20 protein-coding genes are annotated in these 21952 nt (G+C 62.4%); 19 read left to right on the top strand and 1 reads right to left on the bottom strand.

Annotation, left to right across the window (positions count from 1 at the left end; all coding sequences use genetic code 11):
* Positions 1-25: 25 nt before the first annotated feature.
* From JF545_RS07515 to JF545_RS07460, 12 genes are all read left to right on the top strand, one after another.
* Positions 26-268: a hypothetical protein gene (locus JF545_RS07515; protein ID WP_206940926.1), complete on the top strand. Its 243-nt coding sequence runs from the start codon at positions 26-28 to the stop codon at positions 266-268.
* A 2-nt stretch (positions 269-270) separates the two neighbouring features.
* A complete protein-coding gene (locus JF545_RS07510; protein ID WP_206940924.1) occupies positions 271-1443 on the top strand; it encodes a TRAP transporter substrate-binding protein in 1173 nt (390 codons plus the stop codon).
* Positions 1415-1978 carry a TRAP transporter small permease gene (locus JF545_RS07505; RefSeq protein ID WP_206940923.1) on the top strand — a complete coding sequence of 188 codons (564 nt, stop codon included), beginning with the start codon at positions 1415-1417 and terminating at the stop codon, positions 1976-1978. Before JF545_RS07510 ends, JF545_RS07505 begins: the two co-directional genes overlap by 29 nt.
* 11 nt (positions 1979-1989) lie before the next feature.
* Positions 1990-3300 (top strand): TRAP transporter large permease, encoded by a 1311-nt coding sequence (locus tag JF545_RS07500; RefSeq protein ID WP_206940921.1) that lies wholly within the window; start codon positions 1990-1992, stop codon positions 3298-3300.
* 228 nt (positions 3301-3528) lie between these two features.
* Entirely contained in the window at positions 3529-4842 is a 1314-nt protein-coding gene (hisD, locus tag JF545_RS07495) for a histidinol dehydrogenase (protein ID WP_206940920.1), read from the top strand.
* Positions 4839-5606, top strand: coding sequence for an SDR family NAD(P)-dependent oxidoreductase (locus JF545_RS07490; protein ID WP_206940917.1), 768 nt, complete (start codon positions 4839-4841; stop codon positions 5604-5606). Before hisD ends, JF545_RS07490 begins: the two co-directional genes overlap by 4 nt.
* Positions 5607-5621: 15 nt before the next feature.
* A complete protein-coding gene (locus JF545_RS07485; protein ID WP_206940915.1) occupies positions 5622-6608 on the top strand; it encodes an alcohol dehydrogenase catalytic domain-containing protein in 987 nt (328 codons plus the stop codon).
* Positions 6609-6944: 336 nt separating this feature from the next.
* Positions 6945-8516 (top strand): Re/Si-specific NAD(P)(+) transhydrogenase subunit alpha, encoded by a 1572-nt coding sequence (locus JF545_RS07480; RefSeq protein WP_206940913.1) that lies wholly within the window; start codon positions 6945-6947, stop codon positions 8514-8516.
* Positions 8517-8532: 16 nt separating this feature from the next.
* A complete protein-coding gene (locus JF545_RS07475; RefSeq protein WP_206940911.1) occupies positions 8533-9975 on the top strand; it encodes an NAD(P)(+) transhydrogenase (Re/Si-specific) subunit beta in 1443 nt (480 codons plus the stop codon).
* Between the two features lie 388 nt (positions 9976-10363).
* Positions 10364-11431, top strand: a complete 1068-nt coding sequence (locus tag JF545_RS07470) for an NAD(P)H-dependent glycerol-3-phosphate dehydrogenase (protein ID WP_206940909.1) — start codon at positions 10364-10366, stop codon at positions 11429-11431.
* Complete coding sequence (gene sixA, locus JF545_RS07465; RefSeq protein WP_206940907.1) at positions 11424-11909, top strand: phosphohistidine phosphatase SixA; 486 nt, start codon at positions 11424-11426, stop codon at positions 11907-11909. Before JF545_RS07470 ends, sixA begins: the two co-directional genes overlap by 8 nt.
* 57 nt (positions 11910-11966) lie before the next feature.
* The gene (locus tag JF545_RS07460; protein WP_206940905.1) at positions 11967-12281 is read left to right on the top strand and encodes an antibiotic biosynthesis monooxygenase family protein; all 315 of its coding nucleotides are present in this window, start codon (positions 11967-11969) and stop codon (positions 12279-12281) included.
* 49 nt (positions 12282-12330) lie between these two features.
* On the opposite strand, the gene JF545_RS07455 is transcribed toward JF545_RS07460, so the two are convergent.
* On the bottom strand, positions 12331-13293 hold the full coding sequence (locus tag JF545_RS07455; protein WP_206940903.1) for an AEC family transporter: 963 nt from the start codon (positions 13291-13293) through the stop codon (positions 12331-12333).
* A 252-nt stretch (positions 13294-13545) separates the two neighbouring features.
* Here JF545_RS07455 and kdgD point away from each other — a divergent pair, with 252 nt between their 5' ends.
* From kdgD to JF545_RS07420, 7 genes are all read left to right on the top strand, one after another.
* On the top strand, positions 13546-14463 hold the full coding sequence (gene kdgD / locus JF545_RS07450) for a 5-dehydro-4-deoxyglucarate dehydratase (RefSeq protein WP_206940901.1): 918 nt from the start codon (positions 13546-13548) through the stop codon (positions 14461-14463).
* A gap of 84 nt (positions 14464-14547) precedes the next feature.
* Entirely contained in the window at positions 14548-15603 is a 1056-nt protein-coding gene (locus tag JF545_RS07445) for an ABC transporter substrate-binding protein (RefSeq protein WP_206940899.1), read from the top strand.
* Positions 15604-15704: 101 nt separating this feature from the next.
* Positions 15705-16139: a tripartite tricarboxylate transporter TctB family protein gene (locus JF545_RS07440; protein ID WP_206940897.1), complete on the top strand. Its 435-nt coding sequence runs from the start codon at positions 15705-15707 to the stop codon at positions 16137-16139.
* A gap of 14 nt (positions 16140-16153) precedes the next feature.
* Positions 16154-17701, top strand: coding sequence for a tripartite tricarboxylate transporter permease (locus JF545_RS07435; protein ID WP_206940895.1), 1548 nt, complete (start codon positions 16154-16156; stop codon positions 17699-17701).
* Positions 17691-19283, top strand: a complete 1593-nt coding sequence (gene garD, locus JF545_RS07430) for a galactarate dehydratase (protein ID WP_206940893.1) — start codon at positions 17691-17693, stop codon at positions 19281-19283. Before JF545_RS07435 ends, garD begins: the two co-directional genes overlap by 11 nt.
* Positions 19284-19328: 45 nt before the next feature.
* A complete protein-coding gene (locus JF545_RS07425; RefSeq protein ID WP_206940891.1) occupies positions 19329-20654 on the top strand; it encodes an enolase C-terminal domain-like protein in 1326 nt (441 codons plus the stop codon).
* A gap of 90 nt (positions 20655-20744) precedes the next feature.
* On the top strand, positions 20745-21952 hold a 1208-nt coding region (locus tag JF545_RS07420), incomplete at its 3' end, for an aldehyde dehydrogenase (NADP(+)) (protein ID WP_206940889.1).

The raw sequence follows: 21952 nt of genomic DNA, 5'->3' as shown, positions 1-21952 counted from the left end.
CAACGAAAGACCGGAGCCGCCTCTTATGTCCAGGTCGTCATCTGCTGCCAAGCCACTGCTTTGGCTAGCCATTCTTTTATTCGCCGCGTTCTTCATCAACGTTGCCATCCAACGCTATCTGCCGGGCCTATGGACCATGGGGGCGGCGGAGGAGGGCATTCTGCTCGCTGCTGCCACCGCCACCTTCGTATCGGCCTGCCTCAAGTTCGAGGCTGGCATGAAGGCGGAGGCGGAGGCGACGTCTACCGCACAACAACAAGGACAATAATCATGCTTGCACGCCACTTCGACACCACGGCCGACGGAGCGCCCAGCCAGCCGGAACGACGCCACTTCCTGGGCAGCGTTGCGCGTTTCGGCTTCACTGCTGCCATTATCGGCGCGGTGGGAGGAACACTGTTCTCCGAGCGCGCCATGGCGGCCACCGCCAAGGAAGAGTCCGAGCGGGAATCTGCCGCGGAGATGACCCTGGTCATGGCCACCGGCTACACGCTGGGGGCATCCCGGGCGTATCCCATCATGCAACTCAACTTCAAGGAGAACCTGCAGAACTTCTCCGGCGGTCGCCTGTACGTGAAGTTGGCGCCCGGTGGTCAGCTGGGCGCCGGGGGAGGTCTGATCACCAAGGTCCAGAATGGCACCATCGCCATGGCCCAGCATTCGCTGTCCAACCTCTCAGCCTTTGCCCCCGAGGTCGACCTGATCAATATCCCCTACTGGTGCGGTGACAACCAGCGGCTGGTCAACCTGGTCACTTCTGATGCATGGCGTGAGGTGGTCCATCACAAGGTGGAGGAGCGCGGTTTCAAGGTGCTGTCGTACATCTGTATCGACCCGCGCACCGTTGCCGTGCGTGAGGGCTTGCTCGACGGTCCCGTGCGCGTACCCGACGACATTGCCGGTATCAAGTTCCGCGTGCCGTCTTCCCAGATTCTTCAGCAGGTCTATCGTCTGGCCGGTGCCAACCCCACGCCGGTGGCCTGGGGCGAAACCTCCTCTGCCATCAAGCAGGGCGTGGCCGATGCCCTGGATCCCAGCGTGCAGGCATTGCTGGTATTCGGGTTTACCGATGTGCTGTCGAGCATCTCCACTATCCAGTCGGTACCCGACGCCCAGGTCTATACCTGCAACAAGGCCTGGTTCGATGGGCTGGATGCGGCACTGCAGGAAAGCGTGCTGGCGGCAGCCGATGTGACCTTCCGCGAGAATCTGGCCAAGGTGCCGGCGGCGCGAGCCTATGCCTACGACCAGATGCGCCAGGCGGGAGTGGAGGTCTATATCCCGGATGAGGATGAGCGCAGCCAGTGGAAGGAGAAGTGTGGCCACCAGCTGGCGGCCTGGGATGCGACCAAGCGCGAGCTGGCCGGTTCACTGGAGGCCTTTGATTCATTGCTGGAAGCTGCGGAGGTGTCAAATGGCTATTACGTCGACAGCAACGCCTAAGGACAACCGCTGGCACGCGCTCAGACTGCGCTGGGATGCCGTTGATCGGCGCACCGAGCGCTGGCTGCTGCTGACCTTTTATGCGCTGATCATCCTGACTATCGCGGTGGAAGTCATCCGCCGCTTTGTCCTCAACTACTCCTCGGTGTGGGGCGAAGAGCTGGCCCGCTATGCCTTCATCTATCTTGCTTGGCTGGCCGCAGCGGCGGCGGTGCGTGACCGTGCCCATATTCGCATCGACGTCTTGATCAATCTGGGCGGCCCAAGGATGAAGCGATTGGGATGGTGGATCACCGACGTGTGCACGCTGGTACTGGCCGTATGGGCGCTCTACCTGTCTGTCGCACCGGTCCTGACGTCCATCCAGTTCGGATCGGTGACGCCGGGCCTGCGGGTGTCCCAGGCGCTGTTTCTCGCCGCCATTCCCATGGGCTTCCTGCTGATCGCCTGGCGGGTGATCCAGTGCATGCTGGCCGATGTCCGTCGGATGCAGCGCGGTGATCCCGTGTTCGATGGCCAGAAGCTCTTCGACTGAGGTGATGCGTCATGGAATTCATGGAACTTCAGCAGGCTGCGGCCTCGCTTGACTGGACCTTCTACGCGCCGCTGACCGCCCTGGTCGTGATGATTCTGGTTGGCGTGCCCATCTGGGTGGCCATAGGGCTCGGGACGCTTGGCATGTTGACCTTCACCGAGGCATTGCCACTGTCCGTCTTCGGTGAGTCACTGTTCGAGGGGATCAATGCCTTCGCGCTGATTGCGGTGCCGCTGTTTATCCTCACCGGTGACGCCTTGGTGCGCTCAGGGCTGTCCGGCAAACTGCTCGATGTGGCGGAGGCCAGTGTCGGAGGGCTCAAGACGGGCCTTGGCAACTCCACCACCCTGGGCTGCGGCTTTTTCGCCTGTATCTCAGGCTCCGATGCGGCAGGCGCGGCGGCGGTTGGCCGCATGACCATTCCTCGCCTGGTGGAGCGGGGCTACCCGCTCCCGGCGGCCTGTGCGCTGGTCGCCTCGGGAGCCTGTACCGGCATTTTGATTCCTCCCTCGATTGCCTACATCGTCATGGGGCTGGTACTTGGCATGTCGGCGTCGACGCTGTTTCTGGCTGCGGCCATTCCCGGGGTCATGGTCATGATCTCGGTCATGGCGACCAATATGGTGCTCAATCGGCGCTATGGCTTCGAAGGCGATCGAGAGCGATTTTCCTGGAAGCGCTGGCTCGACACCGTATGGGATGCCCGTTGGGCACTGTTTGTGCCGGTGGTCATCCTGGGCGGCATCTATACCGGTATCTTCACCCCTACCGAAGCGGCCGCAGTGGCCGTGGTGGTAGTGGTCATCATCGGTCTGCGCCAGGGGCGGCTGACGCTGGGAGATATCCCGCGCATGCTGGAAAGCTCGGCCAGGGTGTGCGGCGTCATCGTGCCCATCATCGCGGTATCGCTGCCGCTGGCGCAGAGCCTGGCCAGTCTCGATATTCCCCAGACGCTGGTAAGCGGCATCAGCGGACTCACCGATGCACCATGGCTGATGATCCTGCTGATGATCGGCATTCTGGTACTGGCGGGATGTGTCATGGAGACCACCCCCAACATCGTCATCCTGGCGCCGCTGCTGTTGCCGGTCGCTCAGGAGGCCGGCATGAACGACTTCCACTTTGCCATCTTGATGGTCACCACCCTGGGGCTTGGCTTTATCACGCCACCGCTGGGGCTCAACCTGTTCGTGGTGTCAGGACTGACCCGCTGCTCGGTGCTGGCGATTGCCCGTTACGCGGTGCCCTTCGTGCTCGGCATGTTGATCGTCGTGTTGATGATTGCCTATCTGCCGTGGCTGTCCACCTGGGCGCTGGGATAACGGTACAGCGACATGGACGAGGGAGGACGCCTGTGCCTCCCTCTTTTAAGGCGTCATTTGTAAGCGCTTACATTGGATGCGACGTACCGCAGCGCAACGACTTGATGCGTCACAACGTGAGCAACGCCACTGGCTTAGACGGCCGAGCCGGTGGCACCTACTTGGAGCTGCGCATGCCCAGGCAGGCGCGGTGATCCACATTGGCCGATCACCTCTAGGAGAAACATCATGGCAATTCATTACTACAAGCAAGCCGACAAGAATGCCTCCAGCAACGACGACCAGACCCGCGAGGTGGTGTCGCGCATGCTCGCCGAGATTGAAGCGGGAGGAGAGGACAAGGCGCGGGAGTACTGTCGCGAACTCGATGGTTGGAGCGGTGATGTGATCGTCGGCCGTGACCAGATCGAAGCGGCCAAGGAAAAGGTGCCAGAACAGCTCAAGCAGGATATTCACTTCGCCTACGAGCGAGTCAGCCGCTTCGCCGCTGCCCAGCGTGACAGCATTCAAGGGTTCGAGACCGAGTTGTCGCCCGGCTTGTTTGCCGGCCAGAAGCTGATTCCCATGGAAACGGCCGGTTGCTACGTACCAGGGGGACGTTACGCCCATATCGCCTCGGCGATCATGAGCGTGGCGACGGCCAAGGTGGCTGGCGTCAAGAATGTGGTGGCCTGTTCGGTGCCCCGTGACGAGAACGGCATTCATCCGGCGATCCTGTATGCCATGGATCTGGCCGGAGCGGACGTCATTCTGCAGATGGGTGGCGTTCAAGGCATTGCCTCCATGGCCTTTGGTCTGTTCACCGGCAAGCCTGCCGACATCCTTGTCGGTCCCGGCAATCGCTTCGTGGCAGAGTCCAAGCGCCAGCTGTTTGGCCGCTGTGGCATCGACATGTTTGCCGGGCCTACCGAGATCGGCATCATTGCCGATGACAGCGCCGACCCCGACATCGTGGTGGAGGACCTGGTGGGCCAGGCAGAGCATGGCCCGGATTCCCCCGCCTGGCTGTTCACGACGTCCCGACGTCTGGCCGAAGCGGTGGATGCGCGGATCCAGACACGTATCGATGCGTTGCCTGACACCCAGCGCAAGGCTGCGGATGCCGCCTGGCGCGACTACGGCGAAATCATCATATGCGACAGCCGTGAAGAGGCGGTCGAGGTCAGCGATCGCTATGCCTCCGAGCACCTGGAGCTGCAGGTCGAGGACCTGGACTGGTGGATGGCGAGATTGAACAGCTACGGGTCGCTGTTCGTGGGGGAGGAAGCGTCGGTGGCCTTTGGTGACAAGTGTTCTGGCACCAACCACATCCTGCCGACCAAGGGTGCTGCGCGCTACACCGGCGGGCTGTGCGCCCAGAAGTTCCTCAAGATCGTGACCTACCAGCGTCAGAGCCGTGAGGCCACGCGTACCGTTGCCGCCACCGCCGCGCGACTTTCCCGCTGTGAGGGCATGGAGGGGCACGCGCGTACCGGCGACATCCGTCTGGCCAAGTACTATCCCGACGAAACCTTCCAGCTGGCGGTAGAAGACGAGGTATGAGCATGCGTCCTGACTTCCATCTAGCCGGTCGGGTGGCGCTGGTCACTGGGGGCAGTAGTGGTCTGGGGCGCGCCATCGGTGAAGCACTGGCGGCGAGTGGTGCTCGGGTCGTGTTGACGGCCAGGCGAGCAGAGGCGTTGGCCGACGGCGTTGATGTGATCTGTCGGGAGGGCGGCCAGGCGGCCGCTCTTGCTGCCGATCTGGCCGACCCGCATGGGCTTGACGAGGTGGCGCGGCGTGCCGCTGAACCCTTCGGCGAGCCCACCATTCTGGTCAATGCGGCAGGGGTCAACCTGCGCCAGCCGATGGGCGAGGTCGATCTTGCCGCCTGGGAACTGACGCTGCAGTTGCACCTGGGAACCCCGTTCTTCCTGTCCCGAGCCCTGGTGCCTGGCATGCGCCGGGCAGGCTACGGCCGCATCATCAACCTGGCCTCGTTGCAGTCGAGTCGCGCCTTTCCCGACAGCGCCCCCTATGGCGCGGCCAAGGGGGGAATTGCCCAGCTGACGCGCGCCATGGCGGAGGCCTGGTCGCGGCATGGGGTCAACGCCAACGCGCTGGCGCCTGGCTTCTTCCCCACCGAACTCACCTCGCCGGTATTCGGCGACGCTGAACGATCCGAGGCGTTGGCACGCCAGACCGCCATTGGACGCAACGGGCGGCTCGAGGACATCGCGGGGCCGGCAGTCTTTCTGGCATCACCGGCATCGGCCTATGTCACCGGGCAGATCTTGCATGTCGATGGCGGTTTCACCGCCAAGTAAACCAGGAGAAACAGGATGCAAGCCTTGTTCTATACCGGGCATGAGCGCATGGCGCTGCAGCAGGCGGAACTTCAGCCCCTGGCGCCGGGCGAGTCACGGGTGCAGGTTGAAGCAACCGGTATCTGCGGGTCGGACCTGCATGCTTATCATGGCCATGATCCGCGCCGTGTTCCGCCGATGATTCTGGGCCACGAGGCGGCCGGAAGGGTGGTCGAAGGTGCCTGGAAGGGGCGACGAGTCACCATGAATCCGCTGATCGTGTGCGGACATTGTCGCTACTGTCGCTCTGGGCGCCAGAATCTGTGCGAGAACCGCAGCATGATTGGCATGAACCGGCCGGGAAGCTTTGCCGAGTCGGTCACTATCGCCGACAGCAGCCTGATCGAGCTGCCTGCCACCTTGAGTGCCGAGGTAGCGGCCATGACCGAGCCCGTGGCAACGGCATTGCACGGCATTCACCGTCTTGAGCGAGTGCTCGATCGGCCGTTGGCCGAGTCCAGCGTACTGGTCATCGGTGCCGGAGCCATCGGGCTGATCACCGCACTGGTACTGCGCGGACGTGGGGTGCGCTCCCTGCGCATCGCTGACCTCAACCCACTGCGGCGCGAGACGGCGGAAAGAGCGGGACTCGAGGCGCTGGATCCACTCTCAGCCGCGCCAGGCGAAAACTCCGTGGAGGCCGTCTTCGACTGCGTGGGGGCGGGGCCGACTCGCCAGATGGCGGTGGCCTGTACCCGTCCTGGCGGAGCGATCATGCACCTGGGGCTTCAGGATAATGCAGGCGTCACCGACACCCGTGCCATCACCCTGAAGGAGCTCAGCTTTCTGGGGGCCTACACCTACAGCCTCGAGGATCTGCATGCTGCGGTAGCGCTGTTGGACGCGTCGGCGCTGGGAGAGCTGAGCTGGGTGGAGCATCGGTCCCTCAGCGAGGGGGGCGACGCCTTCCATGCACTGGCCAATGGACGCACCGGTGCCGCCAAGATCATCCTGCACCCCTGAGCCGCTCCGACTCGGTGCGGGGTGTGCGACGAAAGTCGCATCGTGGTGATGAGGGTACCTCCCGCGGGGTAGCAGGCACTGTCGCAAGAGGTGGTGTGATCACGCCACGCCGCCGAACAGGGCGGGCTTCGACGCTCGGCAGGGCATAAGCTTACACCCCGCATGCCGCCGGTTCTCTTAATGGATTCAGGTGCTTGCTTTAACGCTGCACTGCACAATTTACTGTCGTTGCCCTCTTGTGCAGACCGGCCAGTAGAGGTAACACTGGTGCAAACGACAATAACAAGAACCCATAACAAGCAATCGCTATAACGTTGGCCACATGGGAGATCCATTGTGAAGATTGGAGCACCGAGGGAACGGCACAAGGGCGAGGCGCGGGTAGCGCTGACGCCCGAAAGCGCCGGACACATTCAGAAGCTGGGGCACGAATGCCTGATCGAGACAGGCGCGGGTGAGCCGGCCGGATTCAATGATGCGGCCTATGAAGCGGCTGGCGTCACCATCGTCGACAGCATGGAGGCGGTGTTCGAGCAGGCCGATGTGGTCGTCAAGGTGAGGGAGCCTCAGCAGCAGGAATCCGATCTGCTGCGCTCTGGCCAGACGCTGATCAGCTTCTTCTGGCCGGCCCAGAACGAAGACATGCTGAACACCTGCAAGGACAAGGGCGCCAGCGTCATTGCCATGGACATGGTGCCGCGGATTTCCCGCGCCCAGAAGATGGATGCCCTGTCTTCCACGGCCAACATTGCGGGTTATCGCGCCGTGATCGAGGCGGGCAATCAGTTTGGCCGCTTCTTTACCGGCCAGGTGACCGCCGCCGGCAAAGTGCCGCCGGCCAAGGTGCTGATCATCGGTGCCGGTGTCGCGGGTCTTGCTGCCATCGGTACCGCCACCAGCCTGGGTGCCGTGGTGCGAGCGTTCGACGTCCGTCCGGAAGTGTCCGAGCAGATCGAGTCCATGGGCGCGGAATTCCTGTTTCTCGACTTCGAGGACTCCCAGGATGGCTCCGAAAGCGGTGGCTACGCTGCCCCCTCGAGCCCCGAGTTCCGCGAGAAGCAGCTGGAGCTGTTCCGGGCGCAGGCACCCGAGGTGGACATCGTCATCACCACCGCCCTGATTCCTGGACGCCCAGCGCCCAAGCTGTGGCTCGAGGATATGGTCAAGGCCATGAAGCCCGGCTCGGTGGTGGTCGATCTGGCCGCCGAGAAGGGGGGCAACTGTGACCTGACCGTGGCCGACGAGCGCGTTGTCACCGATAACGGCGTTATCGTGGTTGGTTATACCGACTTCCCGTCGCGCATGGCCACCCAGTCATCGCTGCTGTATGCCACCAACATCCGCCACATGCTGACCGACCTGACCCCGGAGAAGGACGGGCAGATCGTTCATGACATGGAAGATGATGTCATCCGTGGGGCCACCGTGACCCACCAGGGCGAGGTCACCTTTCCGCCGCCGCCGCCCAAGGTCAAGGCGATTGCTGCGGCCAAGCCCAAGCCGAAGGAAAAGGAGCCGACTCCGGAAGAGCGCAAGGCTGCTGAGCACGCTGCCTTCATGAAGCAGACCAAGAGCCAGGTCGCCATGCTGGTGGTCGGCGGCGTCATCATGGGCTTGCTGGGTCTGGTGGCACCGGCCTCTTTCATGCAGCACTTCATCGTCTTCGCGCTGTCGTGTTTCGTCGGTTTCCAGGTGATCTGGAACGTCAGTCATTCTCTGCACACGCCGCTGATGGCGGTGACCAACGCGATCTCCGGGATCATCATTCTCGGCGCCGTGCTTCAGGTGGGATCCGGCAGCTGGCTGGTCGCCCTGCTGGCAGCCATCTCGGTATTGATCGCTTCCATCAACGTCGTGGGTGGCTTTCTGGTGACACGCCGGATGCTGGCCATGTTCCAGAAGTCCTGAACCGCGGAGAGACGAAATGCTAGGACAACAATTCGTAACCGCCGCGGCGATCGCGGCGAGTGTGCTGTTTATCCTTTCGCTGGGGGGACTCAGCAACCAGGAGAAGGCCAAGCGCGCGGTGTGGTATGGCATCGTCGGCATGGCGCTGGCCGTGTTTTCGGTCATGCTGGGCCCGAACATCGGCAACTATTGGCTGATGATTCCGATGATGATCATCGGTGCCGTCGTCGGCACGCTGGTGGCCAAGCGGGTCGAGATGACACAGATGCCGCAGCTGGTGGCGGCTCTTCACTCCTTCGTCGGTCTGGCGGCGGTGTTCGTCGGCTGGAACGCCGAAATGGAGCGCGCCCGAGTGCTGGATCTCAAGGCCGCAGGCGAGTCCCTCGACGGTCTGTCCGCCTTTGCTGCCACCCTGGCCCACAAGACCGCGGCGGAGCTGACCTTTCTCCAGGTCGAGGTGGTGCTGGGGGTGTTTATCGGTGCGGTAACCTTTACCGGCTCGGTGATCGCCTTTGGCAAGCTGTCCGGCAAGATCGACGGCAAGCCCAAGAAGTATCCCGGCGGCCATGCGCTTAACGCCGGTGCTGCTGCACTCTCGCTGGTACTGGCCATTGCCTACCTCAATGGTGCGGGCTTCTGGACGCTGCTGCTGATCGCTGCCCTGGCGTTCTTCATCGGCTGGCACCTGATCCTCGGGATCGGCGGTGCGGACATGCCGGTGGTGGTGTCGATGCTCAACAGCTACTCGGGCTGGGCCGCGGCCGCCATCGGCTTCACCCTGTCCAATGATCTGCTGATCGTTACCGGTGCCCTGGTCGGCTCTTCCGGTGCCATCCTCTCGTACATCATGTGCAAGGCGATGAACCGCAACTTCGTCAGCGTCATCCTGGGGGGCTTCGGTGGCACTCAGGGGCCGGCTCAGGAGATCGAGGGCGAGCAGATCGCCATTGATGCGGGCGGCGTGGGTAGTGCCCTCAATGATGCCGACAGCGTCATCATCGTGCCGGGCTACGGCATGGCGGTGGCCCAGGCGCAGAATGCCGTCAGCGAGCTGGTACGCAAGCTGCGTGCTGCCGGCAAGGAAGTGCGCTTTGGCATCCACCCGGTAGCCGGACGTCTGCCTGGCCACATGAACGTGCTGCTGGCTGAGGCCAAGGTGCCTTACGACATCGTGCTGGAGATGGACGAAATCAATGATGACTTCGCTTCTACCGATGTGGTGATCATCATTGGCTCCAACGACATCGTGAACCCGGCGGCTCAGGAAGATCCCAATAGCCCCATTGCCGGCATGCCGGTACTCAGGGTGTGGGAAGCCAAGCAGGTGTTCGTGTGCAAGCGTGGCCAGGGTACCGGCTATTCCGGTATCGAGAATCCGCTGTTCTACAAGGAAAACACGCGGATGTTCTACGGCGATGCACGAGCCAGCATTGATTCGCTGGTACCGTTGATCGATTGATCTGAGAGGCCCCTGCTGCTTCAGGGGTCCGCCGACGCCCCTGTTGCTTAAGGGGCCCGCTGCTGCCCCTCTTTGTTTGAGGGGCCCGCCGACGCCCCTCTTTGTTTGAGGGGCCCGCCGACGCCCCTCTTTGTTTGAGAGGCCCGCTGCCGCCCCTGTTTGTTTGAGGGGCCCGCCGACGCCCCTGTTTGTTTGAGGGGCCCGCCGACGCCCCTGTTTGTTTGAGGGGCCCGCCGACGCCCCTCTTTGTTTGAGGGGCCCGCCGACGCCCCTGTTGAAGGGGCGTTGTCGTTTTTCGGTATGGGGTAGGCAAGGTCTGGATGATGCGTCTCGCTGCGGGTCTATTATTCGGTACAATCCTTGTGGACTCATCGACTGCGGAGCGAGCATGACCGACAAGGACACCCGGGTAGCGGTGCTGGGAGGGGGCAGTTTTGGCACGGCGCTGGCCAGTATCGCGGCCGATAACGGCTGTCAGGTGCGCCAGTGGCTCAGGGATGCCTCGCTGGTAGACAGCATCAACCGCGATCATCGCAATCCCCGCTACTTGCCCGACTATGCCATCAATCCTCGGGTAGAGGCGTCCACGCAGCTTGAGTGGGTGCTGGAGGGGGCCTCCCTGGTGCTGGTAGCGATTCCTTCCAAGGCGTTTGCCGATGTCGTGAGACAAGCTCGTGCCTTTCTGACGCCGGAGCAGATCCTGGTCAGCACCACCAAGGGCATCCAGGAAGAAGGCTTCAAGCTGATGAGCCAGATTCTCGAGGATGAGACCGGCTTTACCCATGTAGGCGTCCTGTCTGGACCCAATCTGGCATCGGAGGTGGCTCAGAAACAGCTGACCGCCACCGTGATTGCCAGCCACGACGCCGAGACCCGTGCCCGTGTTCAAGCGGTGCTTGGCTGCGACTATTTCCGTGTCTATGCCAGCAATGATCGCTATGGCGTGGAGCTTGGCGGCGCGCTGAAAAACATCTATGCCATCGCCGCCGGCATGGCCGCGGCGCTGGGCATGGGGGAAAACACCCGCAGCATGCTGATGACCCGGGCGCTGGCCGAGATGAGCCGCTTCGCGGTGTCTCAGGGGGCCAATCCCATGACGTTCCTGGGGCTCGCTGGAGTGGGTGACCTGATCGTGACCTGTTCATCGGAGCTGTCGCGCAACTATCGCGTTGGCTTTGCCCTGGGCAAGGGGCAGTCCCTCGATGATGCGGTGGCATCCCTTGGCCAGGTGGCCGAAGGCGTCAATACCGTGAAGCTGGTACGTGACAAGGCCGATGCCGAAGGGGTCTACATGCCGTTGGCGGAGGGCCTGTATCAGGTGTTGTTCCGCGGTGTTCCGGCCAGAGACATGGCCAAGCTCTTGATGCGCAACGAGCAGAGCAGCGACGTCGAGTTTGTGCTTCCGCGGGAAGACGTCAAGCAGGACCGTCGTGACACGGAGGCTCGTCATGGCTGAGCTGTTGATCATGCGTCACGGTGAGGCCGCCCCTGGCTATCCTGATCACGAGCGACGTCTGACCGAGCGCGGAGAAGATGAGGCACGTGCCATGGGTCGCTGGCTGGCTGACCGCAGCGATATCGATGTGGCGAACCTGCGGGTCCTGGTGAGCCCGTTCGTCCGCGCCCAGCAGACGGCGGCGCTGGTGATGGAGATGCTACCGGGCAACATCAGCATGGATACCCTGGAGATCATCACGCCGGATGACCCGCCCGAGGCAGCGGTGGACTGGCTGACCCTCAACGCCGGTGAGGCGCCGCTGTTGCTGGTCAGCCATATGCCGCTGGTGGCATGCCTGACGGGGCTGCTGGTCGAGGGTCGAGAGCAGGCCGGAGTGGGCTTTGCCACTGCCGCGATAGCGGAGCTGGAGGCGGATATCTATGCCGCGGGCTGTGCGCGCTTGGTGTCCATGACCCACCCGGCTTCGCTTGCCTGATGTCCTTGCGTACGTCTGCCGCCTTGGGCGGCTCACTTTCTCGCCACAGGAATGACCATGAGTTTTATCGTCAACAATCGTATCTATGTCAACGAGGGTTTCGAGGCGGAGTTTGAAGAGCGCTTTCGCCGTCGAGCCGGTGAGATCGACGCGCAGCCAGGCTTCATTGCCATGCGTGTGCTGCGCCCACTCGGTAACCAGGCGCCATACGTGGTGGAAACCGAGTGGGAAAGCCAGGCCGCCTTTCGTGCCTGGGTCGGCAGCGATGACTTCAAGCGCGCCCACGCCAATCCGCTGCCCGCAGAAGCGACCCGCGAGGGCGGAGGCATCGAGCAGTTCGAGGTGGTCGAGGGCACGCAGGCCAGCCGCTAAGCCAGCTCCTGAGCCAGCTCCTGAGCCAGCCCCTGAGCCAGCTCCTGAATTAAATCAGCCCATTGATCCGCAGGATAAACACGCCTAGCGTCACGCTGATGCTGGCCATCAGGGTGGTCAAGGCAATGATGTTGGCGGTCAGCGTCTCGTCGCCGCCCATGGCCTTGGCCATGACGAAGGCGGCGGCGGCGGTGGGGCTGGCGAAGTACAGAAACAGCACGCCGAGCTCTGGCCCGCGAAACCCTGCCGCCATGGCCCCCAGGGTTGCCAGGAGGGGAATCACCACCATCTTCGCCAGGCTCGCGCTGACGGCGGTACGGTAACTGTTTTTCAGCGCTCGGGTCGAGATGGTGGCGCCGATACAGATCAGGGCCAGGGGCAGCGTCAAGGAAGCAAAGTAGTCACCGCTGGTTTCGAGCCAGGCGGGCAATTGAATGCCCAGGGCCGCCAGCGGTAATGCCGCCACCACGGCCAGGATCAGTGGGTTGGTCAGGATGTGGCGGAGAATGCTCTTCCAGTCGATGGCCCGACGCTCGCCATGCTCATCCAGCTGGTAGGCAGCCAGTACCACGACCGACAGGATGTTGTAGCTCAAGATCACCACGCTCAGCAGCAAGCTGCCCAACGACAGCCCGACATCACCGTACATGCCGGCGGCAAGCGCGAGCCCCACCACCCCGCAGTTGCCGCGGAAGGCGCCTTGCACGTAGACGCCACGCCGATGGCGCTTGACCCTGAGCGCGGCATAGCCCCAGCTGAGGATGAAGCTCGCCAAGGTGGCCAGGCCGAAATAGAGCAGCATCCAGGGGTTGAGGGTCTGGGCGATGTCGGTATGAATCAGGCTGAGGAACAGCATGACCGGCAGGGTGCCGCGGAAGACCAGCCGAGAGGCGGTGTTGACGAAGGACTGGTCGATCCAGCCCAGGCGCTTCAGGCCGATACCGATAAACACCATGGCGAATACCGGCAGGCTGATGTTCAGCGTCGAGACAAAGACGTCGAGCAGGGTCATGGGTGCGCTTGAAAGCCTCCGTGTCAGGCGCTGATTCGTCCATGAGATGTCCCACGACGGAGCTGGGTGCGCGCCTTGAACTTTGGTCTCAATCTACCATAACGCCTCTTGTCAGTCAGGACGCAAGTGTCTAGCTTGTACTTTGTATGATGTATGACTTGAGGGCGTCGAGACCCTCACGTCTCGCCATGTGAAGTGTGATGCGACAGGTGTTGCGAAGACGCAACGACATGAAGACAGGAGGACGTCCCGGTGAAATTTACCCATGCACAGGTCAAGCAGGCGATCAGCGATGGTCTGCTGTCATTTCCCGTCACCGATTTTGATGACCAGGGCCGCTTTGACGCCGACAGCTATCGTCAGCGCCTTGAGTGGTTTATCAGCCACGAGATTTCGGCGGTATTCGTGGCTGGCGGCACGGGAGAGTTCTTCAATCTCTCGATCCAGGAGTTTCGTGAGATTGTGCGGCTGGCAGTGGAAGTGGTTGACGGCAAGCTGCCGGTGATTGCCAGCGCAGGCCTCAGCGTGGCGACCGGGAGTGAATTCGCCCGCATTGCAGAAGAAGAGGGAGCCGACGGCATTCTGCTGATGCCTCCTTACCTGACCGAGTGTCCCCAGGACGGCCTGGTGGAGTATGCCGGACAGATTTGTGCGTCTACCAGCATCAGCGTGATCTACTACAACCGTGGCAATGGGGTGCTGAACCCTCAGTCGGTGAAGCGTCTGGCCGATGCCCATCCCAATCTGGTAGGGCTCAAGGACGGCAAGGGCGACATGCAGGCGCTCAACCGGGTGATCAAGACCGTCGGCGAACGCCTGGCCTACGTGGGCGGAGTGCCGACTGCCGAGATCATCGCCGAGTCTTACCTGGCCATGGGGGTGAATACCTATTCCAGTGCGGTGTTCAACTTCGTGCCGGACATGGCGGTGACCTTCTACAAGGCACTGCGCGGCGGTGATACCGACACTGTGCGCAAGATCTCCCGCGAGTTCTTCCTGCCATTCGTTGCCCTGCGTGACAACAAGGCTGGCTACGCGGTCAGCCTGATCAAGGCCGGCACCGACCTGATCGGCCGTTCGTCCGGCTCTGTGCGTGCGCCGCTCGAGATGCCGACGGCGGACGAGCGCAAGCAGCTCGAACAGCTGATCGAGCGCGCCCGTTCCTTCTGATTCTCCTGGCGGAATATCCGCCCCCGGCCCTGCTTGCAGGGCCAAGCACGAAGCCACCCACAACCATTTCAATCAGGTGACTCCATGAGCATGCCAAGACTCTCCATTACCCTGGCCACCACCGCTCTGGCGGCCTCCATGGCCCTGTCGAGCAGCGTGGCACTGGCCGCTGACGGCCCGCTGCGCGGCAACATTCGCGTGGTCATCGGCTCGAGCTCCACCGGGGGCGATACCTACCAGAATTCCGCCATCGTGGTCGACCAGCTGTCCGAGGCGCTGGACCTGAACATGAAGGTTGACGCGGTGGGTGTCAGTGCCGCCTATCGAGCCCTGGATCGTGACCCCCGTGGCAATACCCTGATGATCTTCCACGATCAGGCCTATCTGGGACATCAGTATGGGGTCGAGGGCTACAAGGATCCGTTCGAGAACTACATCATCGGGCCGACCATCGCCATCAATCCCGGCAACGCCTACCTGGTACCGAAGGACTCGCCGTACCAAAGCCTGGACGACATCATCGAGGCGGTAGGCAGCGGCGAGACGGTACGTGTGGCCATTCAACCGGGTGGCGTCTCGGAGATCGGCTACACCGCGCTGAAGAATGCGATTCGCATCGAGCACCCTGGTAGTGAGGAGAACCTGGTAGCGGTGAACACCGGCTCCCAGGCAGATAAGAACCAGCTGTTGTTTGATGACCAGGCTGACCTGATCAATGGCTCGGTGCAGGCCAACGAGCAGTACACCCGCCTGCCAGAAGATGACCAGAAGGCGATGCGCTTTGTCTGGCTGACGGCGCGTCACGACACGCTGCAGCAAGCCCATGAAGAGGGACTGGGTCAGACCGATCGCGAGACCCTGCTTCAGTTCGTCGAGCCCAACGTCGAGGTGACTATGGGCGACGCCGGGAACTTCGCCTTCGATAAGGAATTCTTCTTCCTTTACAACAAGGACATGAATCCCGAAATCGTCGAGCAGATCGACGCCACCCTGGCCGAGATCTACGCCGAGGGCGAGATCCAGGAAACCCAAAAGCAGTCGTTCTTTATCCCCGACTTCATGCCGTCCGACGAAGCCCAGGCTCACCTGCGCGAAAAGGCAGATCGTTACGCCGAGATCATCGACAGCATCAAGCCGTGATCTGCTGACCGATCGAGAAGGGCCGGCGGCGACCCGTCGCCGGCGCCTTCACTGTCACCTCATCTTGCAAGGCTCTCCCGACAGGCCTTCAAGGAGCCGCTATGGAAACCTCCCCGCTGAGTGTGTCGATCGACTTCGACTCGTCTCATCTGTTTTTTCCCACGATCATTCATTGGGCGCTGGCACTGCTGTTTGCCCTGGTCGTGGTGTTTCGTCTTGTGCCCTTTCTCGCCGCGGTCAAGCGCGGAGAAAAGACGCTGCCGATCATCGGCGAGTGCATGGATGGAGTTCGTTTCTTCGGCACGCTGGTGCTGATTGTCGGCTATTTCGCGCTGATGTCAGTGGTGGGCAACCTGTTTCCCTACACCGGCTATGGCTTCTTGTTCGTGTCCATCGTCTTTCTGTTTCTGATGTCGATGATGTACATGCATACCCGAACCCGCCGCAAGGTGATCACCGCCGCCATCAATGCCGTGGTGGCGCCATCCCTGGCCTGGCTGATCTTCGCCAAGCTGTTCTACATCACCTTGCCGTAGGGGAGCGTTGACCCATGGAAATCCTGTCCTACCTCGATATCACCTTTTTCTTGCTGGCATCGATCGGCACGCTGATTGGTATCATCTTCGGCGCCATACCCGGCATGACCGCGACCATGGCGGTGGCGGTGTGCCTGCCGCTGACCTATGCCCTCGGACTGGAGCACGGCCTGGCGCTGTTGCTTGGTCTCTATGTCGGCGGCATTTCCGGCGGCATGGTACCTGCCGTGCTGCTCAATATTCCGGGAACGCCGTCCTCCATCACCACGACATTCGATGGTTATCCCATGGCCCAGAAGGGGCTGGGGGAAATGGCGCTGCGCGTCTGCGTGGTGTCTTCCCTGGTGGGGGGGCTGATCAGTGCAATGGTACTGTTCTTCTTTGCCCCGCTGCTGGCGGAATTCTCGATCAAGTTCTCCTATGTCGAGAAGTTTCTGATTATCTTGCTGGCGCTGACGGTGATTGCGTCGATGTCGAGCAACATGCTGATTGGCATCTTCAGCGGCGTTATCGGTATCTGGCTCAGTCTGATCGGTACCTACAGCCTGTCTGATGGCGGCAACGGCAAGACCCGCTTGATGTTTGATGCTCTTGAGCCCTACCTGGTGGATGGCTTCTCGCTGCTGCCGGTATTGATCGGGATCTTTGGTATCTCGACGATCCTGCTGGAAGCGGAAAAGGGCGTGAAAAGCGGCCTGTCCGGCGCCAAGCTCGACATGGGTAAAGGCGGTGGTTTTTCCCTTGGGCTGTTCAAGGGGCGCCTTACCAACCTGACACGCTCCTCGTTTATCGGCACCTTCGTTGGCATGCTGCCGGGAGTCGGCGGCAGCGCTGCTTCGGTACTGGCCTACACCCAGGAAAAGAACCTGTCTCGGGACTCGAGCGAGATGGGCAAGGGCGCTCCCCAGGGGTTGATTGCCTCGGAGTCGGCCAACAATGCACTCACCGGTGGCGCACTGATACCGCTGTTGTCCCTGGGGATTCCCGGCGACTCCACTACGGCGGTGCTGATTGGTGCCTTCACCCTTCAGGGGATCCAGGTCGGGCCGCTGTTCATTCCTGAAAACCAGGATACCTGGACGGTGATGATGATCGCGCTGGTGTTTGCCAACGTCGTCATGTTTTTCCTGATGTTCTACGCCATCAAGTACATCGCCAGGGTGGTACTGGTGCCCAAGTACATCCTGTATCCCATTATCGTGATGATGTGTGTGGTGGGCGCTTACGCGATCAACTACGGCATCATGTTCGATGTCTGGACGCTGCTGATCTTCGGCATCTTTGGCTATCTGATCGAGAAGATTGGACTGGAGGTCGCGCCGCTGATCATCGGCTTTATCCTGGGTAGCTCCGCCGAGGTCTACTTCGTCAAGAGCCTCGAGTCCTTCGGCACCTACTCCATCTTCTTTACCAAGAGCCCCATTGCGGTCGTGCTGTGGCTGTTGATCGCGGCGTCGATTGGCTTCTCCATCGTGCTCGGACTGAAGAGTCGTGCGCGCCAGAAGATGGAGCTGAGCCAGGTCACCGGCAGCACCCAGCAAGGAGATCGCCATGACGGCTAACAACCAGGTGAATCAAAGCCGTGTCATCCGCGTCCATCCCAGCGATAACGTGGCGATTGTGGTCGGCCAGGGCGGCTTGCCTGCCGGTACGCGACTGGACGACGGAGTGGTGCTGGGGGTGGATATCCCCCAGGGCCACAAGGTGGCGCTGACCGACATCGGCGAGGGCGAGCGGATCATTCGCTACAACGAGGTCATCGGCACGGCGCTGTCAGCCATTGCTCGTGGTGGCCATGTCAACGAGAACAACGTCCGCCTGCCGATCCCGCCAACCCTTGATGAACTGCCGCTGGCGACCCGTGAAGCGCCCCCCGTGGAGCCACTGGAAGGCTATACCTTCGAAGGGTTTCGCAATCCCGATGGCAGCGTCGGCACACGCAATGTGCTGGGAATCACCACCAGCGTGCAGTGCGTGGCGGGAACGGTGGATCACGTGGTGGCCAGGATCAAGCGCGAACTGTTGCCGCGCTTTCCCCATGTCGATGACGTGGTCGGGCTTAACCACAGCTACGGCTGTGGCGTTGCCATCGGCGCGCCTGCCGCGATAGTGCCGATTCGCACGCTCAAGAACCTGGCGCGCAACCCCAATTTTGGTGGCGAGGTGATGGTCATCGGCCTGGGCTGCGAGAAGCTTCAGCCCTCGACCCTGATCGACGATGCGCCGGTCAAGATCTTCGAGCGCAGCGCCGATGCCTTGACGCACGACGAGACCAACGACGATGCCAACGTGCTTAGCCTGCAGCACGAGTCCTTCGAGGGCTTCGGCGAGATGGTCGAAGGCATCATGGAAATGGCCGAGCGTCACCTTGAACGCCTGAACCGGCGTCGTCGCGAAACCTGCCCGGTGTCCGAGCTGACGGTGGGCATGCAGTGTGGCGGCAGTGATGCGTTTTCCGGGGTGACCGCCAATCCGGCGGTAGGCTTTGCCACGGACCTTATCGTAAGGGCCGGCGGTAGTGTGATGTTCTCCGAAGTGACCGAGGTGCGTGATGCCATCCACCTGTTGACGCCGAGAGCCGTCGACCGCCAGGTTGGTCAGGCGCTGATCGACCAGATGGCGTGGTACGACGACTATCTCGCCCAAGGCCAGGCAGACCGCAGCGCCAACCCATCACCGGGCAACAAGAAAGGTGGGCTCAGTAACATCGTCGAGAAGGCGCTGGGGTCGGTGATCAAGTCCGGAAACTCCCCCATTGTGGACGTCATCGGCCCTGGCGAGCGCCTGCGCAAGCGCGGCCTGACCTTTGCCGCCACTCCCGCCAGCGATTTTATCTGCGGCACCCTGCAGGCGGCGGCAGGCATGAATCTTCAGGTGTTCACCACCGGGCGTGGAACGCCCTACAACCTGGCGATGACGCCGGTGATCAAGGTGTCCACCAACTCCACGCTGGGACGGCGCTGGCACGACCTGATTGACCTGGATGCCGGGCGCATTGCCACCGGCGAGGCCAGCATCGAGGACATCGGCTGGGAGCTGTTCGAGTTGATCCTCGAGGTCGCCAGCGGACGCCACCAGGTCGCCGCTGACCGCCTGGGACTCTACAACGACCTGGTGCTGTTCAACCCTGCGCCGGTGACCTGAGCGCTTCATCCTTTTCGATTCGAACGACCAAGAGGCCATGTAGTCATGTTCCCCAAGATCACCAAGATGAACATCGTGCCGGTTGCCGGTAAAGACGGTTTTTTGCTGAACCTGAGCGGCGGACATGCGCCCTGGTTCATTCGCTGCGTGCTGGTGCTGGAAGACGCCTCAGGCAATCGCGGGGTGGGGGAGATTCCCTCCAGCGACGGTATCCTCAAGGGGCTCGAGCAGTGTCGCTCCCTGGTGGAAGGGGCCCGAGTCAATGAGGTCAAGCAGGTACTGAGCCAGGCTCGCCAGGTGCTGTCTCGCAATGGCCCGGAAGAGCGCGGTCGTCAGACCTTCGACCTGCGGGTGGCAGTGCACGTGATCACCGCCATCGAGTCGGCGCTCTATGACCTGTTCGGTCAGGCACTCGGGATGCCGGTGGCGGATCTGCTGGGCCAGTACGGGCGCCAGCGTGATGAGGTCGAGGCACTGGGCTATCTGTTCCTGCTGGGGGACCCAGACAAGACCGACTTGCCCTATCCCAAGGTGGCTGACCCGGTAGACGCCTGGGATGAGGTGCGCTACCAGAAGGCGATGACCCCTGAGGCGGTGGCGAATCTGGCCAAGGCGGCTTACGACCGCTACGGCTTCAAGGACTTCAAGCTGAAGGGCGGGGTGCTGCGCGGCGAAGAAGAGGCCGACTGCATCCGAGCCCTGCACGAGGCCTTCCCTGACGCACGTCTGACCCTGGACCCCAACGGCGCCTGGTCGCTGGAGGAGGCGGTACGCGTGCTTGAGCCGATCAAGGATATCCTGAGCTATGCTGAAGACCCCTGCGGTCAGGAAGGCAGCTACTCCGGGCGCGAGACCATGGCCGAGTTCAAGCGTCGTACCGGTCTTGCCACCGCGACCAACATGATCGCCACCGACTATCGCCAATTGAAGCTGGCGGTGCAGCTTAACGCGGTCGACATTCCGCTGGCGGACTGCCACTTCTGGACCATGCAGGGAGCGGTAGCGGTGGGTGAGCTGTGCCATGAGTGGGGCATGACCTGGGGCTCCCACAGCAACAACCATTTCGATGTCTCGCTGGCCATGATGACCCACGTTGCGGCGGCGTGCCCCGGCAACATCACGGCCATTGATACACACTGGATCTGGCAGGACGGGCAGCGTATCACCAAGCACCCGTTCAAGATCGAGGGCGGCAAGCTGAAGGTCCCGACCACCCCAGGCCTTGGCGTCGAGATTGATGATGACAAGCTGATGGAAGCCCACCAAAAGTACCAGCGTCTGGATGTCACCAGCCGTAACGATGCCATGGCCATGCAGTATCTGATCGACGGCTGGGAGTTTGATCCCAAGCGCCCGGCCTTAGTCCGCTGATAGTGCGTTGATAGCGCGCTGATAGTCCGCTGACAGCGCGTTGATAGTCCGCTGTCAGCGCGCACGCGACCCATCACAGGAGACCTTTTCATGACTCTGCAAGGCAAGCAACTCATTGGCAGCCAGGCTGTGGCGGCCAGCGGCAAGGCCATCCATGCCATCAATCCGGCTACCGGCGAGACCCTGGAGCCCGGCTACGCCGCCGGCTCGAAGGCCGAAGTCGACCAGGCCTGCGAGCTGGCCTGGGCCGCCTTCGATCGCTATCGCGAGACCAGCCTCGAGACCCGTGCGACCTTCCTCGAGACCGTCGCCGATGAAATCGAAGCCCTCGGCGATGCCCTGATCGAACGCGCCATGCAGGAGTCCGGCCTGCCCCAGGCCCGCCTGAACGGCGAGCGCGGACGCACCTGCGGCCAGCTCAGGCTGTTCGCCTCCGTCGTGCGTGCCGGCGAATGGCTGGACGTGCGCCATGATCCGGCCCTGCCCGAGCGTCAGCCGCTGCCCCGGATCGACCTGCGTCAACGCCAGATCCCGCTGGGGCCGGTGGCGGTATTCGGCGCCTCCAACTTCCCGCTGGCCTTCTCGGTGGCCGGTGGTGATACCGCCTCGGCCCTGGCCGCTGGCTGCCCGGTCATCGTCAAGGCCCACTCGGCCCACCCCGGCACTTCCGAGCTGGTTGGTCGCGCGGTGCAAAAGGCGGTGGCCCGCTGCGAGCTGCCCGAAGGCGTGTTCTCGCTGCTCTATGGCTCCGGTCGTGAAGTGGGTCAGGGCCTGGTCAGCGATCCGCGGATCAAGGCCGTGGGCTTCACCGGTTCCCGCAGTGGCGGTACCGCGCTGATGCAGACCGCGCAGGCACGCCCCGAGCCGATTCCCGTCTACGCCGAGATGAGCTCGATCAACCCGGTGTTCCTGCTGCCCGAGGCCCTCAAGGCCCGTGGCCGGGAGCTGGGCGAGGCCTTTATCGGTTCACTGACCATGGGCGCCGGCCAGTTCTGCACCAATCCAGGCCTGGTCATCGCGGTCAAGGGCCCGGCGCTGGACGGCTTCGTCGAGGCCGCCGCCGAGACGATCCGGTCGGCCTCCGCCCAGACCATGCTGACCCCCGGCATTCATGACGCCTACACCCAGGGCGTGAAGACCCTGGCGGATAGCCAGAGTGCCCGGGAAGTGGCGCGCGGCCCGGCAGGCGACGGTCCCAACCAGTGTCAGGCAGGGCTGTTCGTGGCCGACGCCCAGGACTTCCTCAAGGATGACGCCCTGCAGGCGGAAGTGTTTGGCTCCACCTCCCTGGTGGTGCA

Source organism: Halomonas litopenaei, from assembly GCF_017303055.1.
In the GTDB taxonomy this organism is placed as follows: Bacteria; Pseudomonadota; Gammaproteobacteria; order Pseudomonadales; family Halomonadaceae; genus Halomonas; species Halomonas litopenaei_A.
The sequence above is the reverse complement of the archived record's forward strand: the minus strand, read 5'-3'. Positions and strand labels throughout refer to the sequence as shown.